The organism is Vibrio sp. V33_P6A3T137 (genome assembly GCF_009904835.1).
Taxonomy (GTDB): domain Bacteria; phylum Pseudomonadota; class Gammaproteobacteria; order Enterobacterales; family Vibrionaceae; genus Vibrio; species Vibrio metschnikovii.
In genome coordinates this window covers 1-10,340 of record NZ_WXWK01000059.1, presented here as the reverse complement: position 1 = coordinate 10,340, position 10,340 = coordinate 1, and the positions used below count along the sequence as shown (strand labels likewise).

10 protein-coding genes are annotated in these 10,340 nt (G+C 46.8%); 6 read left to right on the top strand and 4 right to left on the bottom strand.

Going from position 1 to position 10,340, the window contains the following annotated elements:
* The coding region (gene speG, locus CAG60_RS05795; protein WP_161438472.1) for a spermidine N1-acetyltransferase at positions 1 to 506 on the top strand (506 nt) is incomplete at its 5' end.
* A gap of 104 nt (positions 507 to 610) precedes the next feature.
* On the opposite strand, the gene CAG60_RS05790 is transcribed toward speG, so the two are convergent.
* The 4 genes from CAG60_RS05790 to CAG60_RS05775 form a co-directional block, all read right to left on the bottom strand.
* Positions 611 to 1,219, bottom strand: coding sequence for a 2OG-Fe(II) oxygenase (locus CAG60_RS05790; RefSeq protein ID WP_161438471.1), 609 nt, complete (start codon positions 1,217 to 1,219; stop codon positions 611 to 613).
* Positions 1,220 to 1,429: 210 nt separating this feature from the next.
* Positions 1,430 to 3,085 carry a dihydroxyacetone kinase subunit DhaK gene (locus CAG60_RS05785; protein ID WP_161438470.1) on the bottom strand — a complete coding sequence of 552 codons (1,656 nt, stop codon included), beginning with the start codon at positions 3,083 to 3,085 and terminating at the stop codon, positions 1,430 to 1,432.
* A gap of 373 nt (positions 3,086 to 3,458) precedes the next feature.
* On the bottom strand, positions 3,459 to 4,100 hold the full coding sequence (dhaL, locus tag CAG60_RS05780) for a dihydroxyacetone kinase subunit DhaL (protein WP_154170766.1): 642 nt from the start codon (positions 4,098 to 4,100) through the stop codon (positions 3,459 to 3,461).
* Between the two features lie 3 nt (positions 4,101 to 4,103).
* A complete protein-coding gene (locus tag CAG60_RS05775) occupies positions 4,104 to 5,102 on the bottom strand; it encodes a dihydroxyacetone kinase subunit DhaK (protein WP_161438469.1) in 999 nt (332 codons plus the stop codon).
* Positions 5,103 to 5,436: 334 nt separating this feature from the next.
* Between CAG60_RS05775 and CAG60_RS05770 the strand changes: the two genes are divergently transcribed.
* The 5 genes from CAG60_RS05770 to CAG60_RS05750 form a co-directional block, all read left to right on the top strand.
* A complete protein-coding gene (locus CAG60_RS05770) occupies positions 5,437 to 6,522 on the top strand; it encodes a glycerol dehydrogenase (RefSeq protein WP_154170769.1) in 1,086 nt (361 codons plus the stop codon).
* Positions 6,523 to 6,616: 94 nt separating this feature from the next.
* Positions 6,617 to 8,506 carry a sigma 54-interacting transcriptional regulator gene (locus tag CAG60_RS05765; RefSeq protein WP_161438468.1) on the top strand — a complete coding sequence of 630 codons (1,890 nt, stop codon included), beginning with the start codon at positions 6,617 to 6,619 and terminating at the stop codon, positions 8,504 to 8,506.
* Between the two features lie 127 nt (positions 8,507 to 8,633).
* Complete coding sequence (locus tag CAG60_RS05760; RefSeq protein WP_004396755.1) at positions 8,634 to 8,870, top strand: hypothetical protein; 237 nt, start codon at positions 8,634 to 8,636, stop codon at positions 8,868 to 8,870.
* A 282-nt stretch (positions 8,871 to 9,152) separates the two neighbouring features.
* Positions 9,153 to 9,902: a substrate-binding periplasmic protein gene (locus CAG60_RS05755; RefSeq protein WP_161438467.1), complete on the top strand. Its 750-nt coding sequence runs from the start codon at positions 9,153 to 9,155 to the stop codon at positions 9,900 to 9,902.
* A 139-nt stretch (positions 9,903 to 10,041) separates the two neighbouring features.
* Positions 10,042 to 10,340: transposase domain-containing protein (locus CAG60_RS05750; protein ID WP_202598528.1), on the top strand; the 299-nt coding region annotated here is incomplete at its 3' end.

The window sequence follows — 10,340 nt, the reverse complement described above, 5'->3', positions numbered from 1 at the left end:
GAGCTTTAGAGCGCGGCGACTTGCGCTTTATTCATAATTTGAATAATAACCGCAACATTATGTCTTACTGGTTTGAAGAGCCGTATGAATCGTTTGATGAACTGGAAGAGTTGTACAACAAACACATTCATGACAACGCCGAACGGCGTTTCGTGGTTGAGAATCAGCAAAAAGATCTGATTGGCTTAGTCGAGCTCATCGAAATTAACTACATCCACCGCAGTGCTGAATTTCAAATCATCATTACTCCAGAGCATCAAGGTAAAGGCTTTGCTCGCACCTTAATTCATCGTGCGCTGGATTACTCTTTCACCATTCTCAATTTACACAAAATTTACCTGCATGTTTCGATTGAAAACGATAAAGCGATTCATCTATATGAAAAATGCGGGTTTATTGAAGAAGGGCATTTAGTACAAGAGTTTTTCATTAATGGCCGCTACCGCGACGTTAAACGGATGTACATTCTGCAAAGTGACTATTTAAAAAAAACCTATCCAGAATAAACGTCCAACCTGTACTTACCTTGCACCACAGTATGACTCTTGATGAGCGTAGATAGACTTAGGTAATCATTGCACGAAGCGCATCCGTCGCTTCGTTCTTATTGCTAATGAGCAATATCCAAGCGGTTTTCGGTTACCCCGTTAGTTCGAAACCAACCCGCAATGCTGATCCGTTCCGCTTGAGTCGGCAGCACTTCATGAGGAAATTTTTCCGATAAGAAGACGACTAAGCGACCTGAGATAGGCGCAATCGTCTCAATCAGCTGATCGTTCAAATCATAAAGTTTTAGCTCTCCGCCATCGGCGGCGCACCAATTGGGGTTCATGTAAAATACGGTGGTTAGCTTACGATTTTCATTGCCTCGAAATGCATCGAGATGTTTTTTATAGAAATCACCGGCTTCGTATTTCGCAAAATGCGCTTCGTATTCAAATAATCCTAAAAAGAAGTCTTGATTCACTTGCTGGCGAATCTGCTCCATCCGCTCCAAATAATCTTGTATTGGCTGGCCCATCGATTCTCTCAGCCATTGAATCTTATCACTGCGGATCTGGCTTATACGCTGGGCTTCCTCTTGCCGGCCGATACGCGCTCGCTGCCAACTTTCTGGGGCGCAAGATCGTAAACGGCTGACTTGATCGGGCGTTAAAAAATCATCCCACACATACCAGCCTTGCTCCGCTATCGCGTCCAGCAACTTCTCTAATCCCATGATGTTCACTACTTAGTTAATGAACCATGGGTTATAACCAGACTCGGTTAGCCGTACAAATCACGATGTTAATCCATAAGGATAATAATCGTTATCGTTGTCAATAATAGGCGTAACACAAGAGGATGCGAGGAATATTGAGTTGCTTCGATAATAAAAAAGCCACCGGAAAACCGGTGGCTAAGATAAAACATCGTTAATCGCTAAAGCTTAGCGATTCAGCTTGGTCAGCGCTGCAAAGACGCTTTCGACCGCAACCGCTCCGGGGTCTTTAACACCGCTTAAACTGTCGCTGGCTAAATAAGACGAGCGCCCAGCATTAGCTTTGTTCATTAACGCGGTGGAAGCACTGCCTTGCTCGGCGGCGCTTGCCGCTTCGGTTAGGCTTTGCCCAGCCACTAACGCTTCCAGTGCAGGCTGCAGCGCATCGATCATCGTTCTGTCACCCAACTCAGCACCGCCGTACTGTTTCATTTTATTTAGTCCCGCCACTAATGCGCTCGCCAGGGGTTGCCCTTCACTCATCTGCTGACCCGCCGCGGTAAAGAAAATTGACAGTAACACGCCACTTGAACCGCCCATCACGGTCGCAAGACGCTCACCCACCACGCCTAATAACTTATCGACTTGCGCGAATGGCAATTGATTAGCTTGACTCTCACGATAGATTTGTCGAGCTCCAGCAGCAAACGTAGAACCGGTATCGCCATCGCCAACGAGGCTATCGAGACGGTTAAGCTCACTTTCATTATCAATCAAGGTCTGGCAAATACAGTTAACGATCATTTGATGCTCAGCATGCTCGGAGGCTTGATAGTGCAGTTGATCGGCTTGCTTTTCGACTACACGGCGCGCCACATCATTGACCGCTAATGGCGTTGGCCAACTGCTGACTTCGGTTGGGGCCAGTAATGCCGTTTCCAGTTGCGGGTTCAAATGCAATAATGAGAGAGAGAAGCCTTTCATGTCCAACGCCGTCATCAAGGGCGCTGGCCCCACTAAGTACTGGATTGAGGACGCAAGAGAAGAATGACACAGATCGCGCGTTAACAAACTCATTTCAAGATTAGATACACCACCCAAGTTATTGAGTAGCACCGCGACTTTATCATCAGCCGTTAACGGATAAGCGCTCAGCAGCTTTTCAATCATGATAGCCAGAATATCGCGGCTCTTTTGGGTTGCTAAAACCGAAACTCCGGGCTCACCGTGAATGCCCAACCCTAGCTCAGCATGACCGGGAGCGACTCGTTCGCTGTGCGTTTCACCCGGCAAATGGCAACTGGAGAGTGCCACGCCAATACTGGCGGTGCGTTGAATCGCCACTTGCGCCGCTTCGGCAACCATCACCAGCGATTGACCTTGCTCCGCCGCATAGCCCGCGACTTTATGCACAAATAAAGTACCCGCCACACCACGGGGCTGCTTATTATCGGGCAAGGCAATGTCGTCACTGACCATCACCATTTCAACTTGATAACCGAGACGCTTGGCTTTTTCTGCCGCTAAACCAAAGTTTAACCGGTCGCCGGTGTAGTTTTTAACAATCAACAAACAGCCCGCGTCACCGGTGACTTGAACAATGGCATTGAACACCGCATCAACACTGGGCGAAGCAAACACATCGCCACACACCGCAGCAGTCAGCATATTCTTACCCACAAAGCCAACGTGAGCCGGTTCATGGCCTGAACCACCGCCAGAAATAATCGCTACTTTGCTTTTATCCCAATCACGGCGAACCACGATGCGAATGTGTGGGTCGATATCGAGTTGTTCTAGGTTTTGCCAAGGGCTGGTTAACACGGCCCCTTCAATCGCTTCATTTACTAATTGCTCTTTATTATTAATAAAAAATTGAGTCATCACGTTATTCCTTGGATTGAAAGTAAATCAACAGCCTTGATTGTGCGTATGAGAACAGGGATCAGCAAAAAAAATCTCACGTTGCAGAATGAAACGTCATTAATTCAACGATTGGTTCATAATGAAACGCCGCTAAGCGTCCCTCGAATTAGATTGTGAACTTAGACAATATGCCGTGAAAAGAACCAGAGAATGGTCCATAAACGTTGATGAATCACCAGAAAGACTGGGCTTTGTCGCTTTCACGATAACGAAAAAAGTCGCACCAATCTCTGCGTTACTGTGGGGAGTATCAATAGAAAGGTAAAGCAGCCGATACTGGTGCTGCTTTATTACAATACAAGATCAAGAGAAGAAGGGCGAAGAAACCGAACTACGCAGTTGAGAGATGTGCAAATGCTTGGTGTAAACTGGCGATCATCACTCGGCTTGATTCAATCCCAGGGTCCAAATACCCACAGCTTTGCTCACCTAAGTAGGCCGCTCTACCGCGCTTAGCGGGCAGAGCAATCGAATCACGAGCCGCTTGTTGGCAAGCATCCTCCAATTCAATTAGGCTTTGCGCCATGGTCTGTTGATTAACCACACAGCGCTCTAAGGTTTGTGTCGCGACATACCAAATGTCATATAAGGTTTTATCTTGGTACTGTACATAGCCGCGCGTTTTTATCCCTTGCTGGCCATTCAATAATGCTCGATAGAGATCATCGACACTGAGCGCCGTTTTACCTTCCACACTGTGCGCCGCGCGCTGAAACAAGGTGTAATACAAAGGCCCACTCGCTCCTCCAACGCCGGAAAGAAACACAAACCCTAAATTTTGCAATAAATGGGCAATACTCATGTCCGCTAAACTCGGTAATTTGCTGACTAGTAACGTACAGCCACGTTGAATATTCACACCATGATCGGCATCACCAATTTCGGCATCCAACTGATTAAGGTATTCACTGTGTTGGAGTAAATTTTGGCTGAGCAACTGTAACCAGTGATAGACCATCGCTTGGCTAAGCATGGTTTATTTCCCCCATTGCCAATAGGCAGTATCCACTGGAGCTTGCCAGCAAGATAAAGCCCGATCATCAAGGGCGAATAAAGTAACGGAAAAAGCATTAGGATGCGCGCCACGGCATACCGCTTGTGCAATCGAGTCGACGATGGTCATCTCACACTGGGCTAATTGCTGACTGACCCATTGGCAGAGGTGGCCCAACTGCTGCTGATTTTGCCCACTCAAGCCATTCACTAACAATAAATACCGTGGATGAGCCACCAAGGGTGCGGGGATAAATTGCTGCTGCCAGTCATGGGTTGCATTCGACCACTGGATTTGTAATCGAGCGCGCTGTGGCGCATTCGCTAGCTGCTGCTGCAAATGTTGCAACACCTCGGAAAATGTCCCCGAGGTTAACTGCATAATCCCTTGTTCATTGTGCAGACCTACCCCGACTTTGATCTGTTCAAGCACTTGATCTGGCTCGGGAGCTTGAGCCCCTACAAAACCTACGCTGATGGTATGGCATTGTGCTGTCCATTGCCGGGCCTGCTCCACCAAAACGCTGAGTTGTTGTTGACCAGACAATCCCGAACCGGCCAATTGTAAACTGTAAGCACCCAGCAGTTTTTGTAGTAAGACAATCCCCGCCAGTCCTTTGCCCCCCATCGAGCAGTGGTCTGGCAAAGGGGCACAATCATCATCAACCAGACAAAAATCGACCCAATAACCTTGCTCGGTTAACCACTCGGTAGCCATTTGAAAATTCAGCACATCACCGGTGTGATTTTTCACTAAAAACAAAATCGGTACTGACGATGAAAAATGCGCGTTCACATGGTCGGTAATTTGCAGTGCCGATGGCGCGGTGAAATGCTCACCGATACACGCAGCGGCCAGCATCCCTCGACCAACAAATTCACTGTGCAGAGGCTCGTGGCCTTGACCACCACCGCTAATCACTGCAACAGGGGAAGGAGAATAGCTCAAAAAGTGGCCATCACACACATTATACACAGACATCGCTCCAGGCTATTTTTAGCCCAAAACTCTACCACGAGCGCTAAATTAAGCAATTTATCAGCCAATGGTTTCATTATGAAACTCTCAGAGCTACCCCAGCGTTTCATGATGAACCAATCGAGTTAAATTTGTGAACTGTGTCTTTCCTTGTTTAACGAGAGGCGGCGAAAAGCAATGAAATGTGAAACAAGGATTCGATTCGTCATCGGGTTAACAAAATTGATTGCTAACTCAAATCAAAGCTCTTACTACTAGAGCCAACCGAGCACGGCATCTCTTCTCACCGTCAGGCTCATTATAAAAATGGTTCATGCAAATAATAAGGATCAATAACGTGGAAAAAATCTTAATCTCACCCAGCAAATACATTCAAGGCAAAGGCGCTATTCATCAAGTAGCTCGTCATGTTACGGGCTTTGGTCAACGGGCTTTCGCGATCACCGACCCGATGGTTCTACCGCTGGTTGAAGATAGCCTAGCCACTCAGTTTGCTGGCCTCGACATGCATCTCACCCTATCGCCTTTTCATGGTCAATGTAGCCGCAATGAAATTGAACGCTTAGTTCAGATCGCCAAAGAGGATCAGGCGCAAGTGATTATGGGCATCGGTGGCGGCAAGGCGCTTGATACCGCAAAAAGTGTCGCTTACTACTTAGGTTTACCGGTGGTGATCATCCCGACCCTTGCTTCTACCGACGCACCGACTAGCTCACTGGCGGTGATCTACACCGAACAAGGCGAATTCAGCGAATACCTATTTTTCCCCGCTAATCCGAATATGGTGTTAGTCGATAGTGAAATTATTGCCAAAGCTCCGGTGCGTTTATTAGTGGCAGGAATGGGCGACGCGCTGGCCACTTACTTTGAAGCGCGGGCAGCGATTGCTTCTGGTAAGGCGACCATGGCTGGAGGCCTCGCCACTAAAGCCGCTTTTGCGATTGCTCAAACCTGTTATCAAACGCTAATGGAAGATGGCTACAGCGCGATGATGGCGGGGAAACAAGGTCTGGTTACTCCAGCGATGGAAAACATCATTGAAGCCAATACCTATTTAAGTGGCATCGGCTTTGAAAGCTGCGGGCTGGCGGCCGCACACGCGATTCATAACGGTTTAACCGTACTGGAAGAGTGTCATCACCTCTATCATGGTGAAAAAGTCGCGTTTAGTACCTTAGTTCAATTGGTATTAGAGAATGCACCTAAAGAAGAGTTTGCCGAAGTGTTGGCTTTCTGCCGTCAAGTGGGTTTACCGACCAACTTGCATGAAATGGGCGTCACCACCATCGACCTACCACAAATCATGGCGGTATCAGAAATGGCCTGCGCCGAAGGCGAGACCATTCATAACATGCCATTCCCAGTGAGTGCCGACCAAGTCTATGCGGCGATACTCACCACCCATGCCTTAACCACCGCCTAACGATACTCTTTATCCCCCATCTTGTTTGGGGGATTCGTTTTTTGGTGAGCTTCTTGTTACCATATCCCCAGCCTCCCTAGCCGCAGATGTATTTATGGTTGCCGATACCTATAAACAGTGGAAAATTTTTGTCGATACTGGCTGGTTACCTACGAAAGGCCAGCAAACCGAACTCTATCAACAGTGGCAGCAAGCTAGCCAATTTTGCCAAGCGAAAGCTTGGCAACCACCCAAAAACTTAAGAGGATCAACACTGAATGAGACTCTGCAGTCACAACAAAATCTACTCTGTTTTACTCAGCGAGTCTTAGATGCGATTACCGAAAAACTTCGTGATCCCAATTGGTTATTTTGCATAACCAATGCACAAGGGATCACCTTACACCTGCAAGGGGCGGCAACAATTAGCCAAGCGCTATCAAGCCTAGGTTTATGCGTCGGAGCAGATTGGACAGATAAACGGATCGGCAATCATGCCATCGAGCGCTGTTTGGTCACTCATCAAGCGCAGTTATCAAGCGGAGCCGAACATCTGAGTAAAGCACTGCATCCTTGGTTTTTCTCGGCGGTGCCTATTTTCGATCCCATGGGCGAGTTACTGGCAAGCTTGACGTTAATTGGGGAACCCCAACAACACACCATGATGATCGATGCATTAATCGAAAGTGCCGCTCGGGAAATTGAAACGCTACTCAGCTCGGAGCAGCGCCTCACTCAAGCCAATACGCTACTGACCCAGCGTGATGTACTGTTAGAAGGAATAGAGCAAGGCGTGGTCACTTGGCAAGCGTCAGGATACGTGCAATACATTAATCACTGTGCTCGGCAGTGGTTGGGCTTAGATGAAAGTCATATTGGCCTACACATTGAAGCGTTATTTCATTTTCCGCCCGTGGTTGAGCAAGCCTTAGCAGAGAGAACCAAACTGGAAAAAGTCGAAGTCATGGTCGATTGTCAGCATCAATTGCTGAAAGTGATCCTCTCACTTAAACCACTCAGTAGCGGTGAAGTGATGGCGCTGTTTCATCCTAGCGAACCACTAACCCAGTCTCATGAACGTCACTTTATTGGCGGCGACTATTGGCAACCGGGCGAAAACCTGTGGTTACTGGAAGGCCACCCTTGTCAGCAGCGGATTGAAAAAGCGGCAAAAGTCTCAGTGCCAGTACTACTGCAAGGCGAAGATGGCGTCGGTAAACTCTCGCTCGCGTTAGCCATTCACCATAAAAGCCAACAACGCCTGGCACCACTGATGATTATTGATTGTGCGGCCTTACAACCCGAACAATTGGCGCAAGCGCTATTGGGTGATGATCAGCAAAGTCAGCCATCGAAATTTGAATTGGCCTACAATGGCACACTGATTGTAGAACATGTCGAGTATCTACCGCCTACCTTACAAGCGAGCTTATTAGCGATTTTAAAAACCGGGTTTCTCACTCGTTTACATAGTCAGCAAGTGATTCCCGTTAATGTGCGGGTGATCAGCACCAGCAGTGCTGATTTAGACAAGTTAGTCGAATCAGGGTTGTTTAGCCGTCAATTGTGTTACGCCATGCAAGGGATTGAGGTGTGTATTCCTCCGCAGCGAGAAGCGCTCGATTATACTCGTAGCCTTATCTCGCATATTGTCGACCGAGCCAACTACACGCTTGCCGCTGACGCTTTGCAAAGGCTGCTGGATTATAGCTGGCCCGGTAATCGCAGTGAGCTATTGAGTGTGATGGACAAAGTTCTGCTCAGTTCAGCTCATCGCGTTATCCGCCTTGGCGATCTACCCGATAGAATTCGTCAACGCACCGACCAAGCGCAACCCATTCAAAGCCTCGAATTAATGGAAAAAAATGCCATTATTCATGCGTTAAAACATCATCAGGGTCATTTGCAACAAACCGCTAAAGCATTGGGCGTTGGCCGGACAACCTTATGGCGTAAGATCCGCAAATACGACATTGATGAAACCGCGATTATTGAATCTTCTTAGCTAACGATCAGATAGACCTGACATCAATCCTATCCAATCAATGTAAACTGGCACCAAATATGCTTAATAAAAATAACTCAGCGCTCACTCGTCATCATGCTGAATACCACGTTTAGAGGAAAGCATTATGGGCCATCTCTATAAAATTGAATCTTACAGCGAAGAAGCCGTGCGAACACTTGCTCAATTCATTCAAGCCAAAGGGGGCAAATGCTGCATCGCAGGGTTTGCGGTGATCACCAATCACCCTTTTAAAGAAAGAGACGCCGGGCGTTTACTGCCATTAATTGGCAAAGTCACCGATAACCTCACCGAATGGGATAAAAGTCAGTTCGAAGTGCTGGATAATCAGATCGCTTGTTAACGGATTTATTTACGAGCAACCACATATAGCTGATGTGCTTTAACCAAAACAGAGTGGTTAAAGCACATTAGTCATAGAGCTCAAGCACAAGCCACTACTCCTTAATCAACCAGGCGATATGCAACAATTTCATTTTGCAACGCAGATTGCATTATGCTTCCAGCTCTTTCTCAAACTATTAACGTTTGATTTTCCCTCTTCACGATAATGATGAACAACAAAGCACTCGGCGTTGCTCAGAATTAACTATAATAACAAAACAGTTATTAATGGATGCGCATTATGTCGATAAGAGTGCTGTTTCTACTGATTTTATCCTTAGTAAGCGTATCCACGTTTGCCAAACCCTCGATGACGATTGTTTATTATGACTCTTTTCCGCCTTACTCTTTTCGAGATGAAAACGGTAATATGGCAGGTATTTTTATTGATATCGCCGATCAGGTTTTACAAGAAACAATGGGGATACCCATTATTCATAAAGGCTATCCATGGGCAAGAGCGCAAAGAATGGTTGAACTGGGAGAAGCGGACGCCTTTATCACCGTCGCCACACAAGCGCGGCAGGAATACACTAATGTATCGAGTACACCTGTTATTGTTGGCCCCATGAACTTGTTTGTTAACCCGACTAACCGCAATCTCACTCAAATTGAGCATGTCCAAACAACGGATGATCTAAGCCCTTTTTTAATCCTCGATTATCAAGGTAATAACTGGGGTAATCAGCATTTTCCTGAAGATAAGTTTCGCCGATTGTTAACCTCAAACTTATCCAATGCATTAACCATGTTGGCTCATGGTAGAGGAGATGTTATCGCCACGGATAAAATTGTCGCGGACTATTTAATGGCTCAGTTAAATCTGCAAGGATTGATTGTCGAGCTGCCAATCATACTGGCTGAAGTAGAATTTTCGTTATGCATTGGCAAAAGTTCACCCTTTAACACCCTGCTCCCTGAATTTAACCGACAAATGGCGCTATTTCGACTGCAAGGTCATATCGAGACCGTACTTGCTAACTATAGATAGAAAGATATGCCTCAATGACGACATAAAAAAGGAGCTTAATCAGCTTAATGCCGATCAGTTAAGAGATAAATGATCGGTTGAACGATCCTACAGATGGCTTATAAAGGCTCTAAGTTCCTAAAACTTTGAGCCTTTTATTTTGCAATTAACTACAGCCCTAACACTCGCCAAGCGTTACGCCCCCAATACTGAACAACTTGGAAAACTCAGTGACATTCTTTGTCCTGATTTCATCAACCAATGCTTAGAAGCTTCCGGTGTGGCCACTATTCGTAAACGTCGTATCCCTCTCGACATGGCCGTTTGGGCGGTCGTTGCTATGTCGCTTTACCGACAAGAGCCTTTGTGGTCAATTGTCTCCAAAGCACAATTAATGTTGCCCGGGAAACGAAGTCTGGTTGCCCCTAGCGCTATCGTTCAAGCGAGACAACGGCTCGG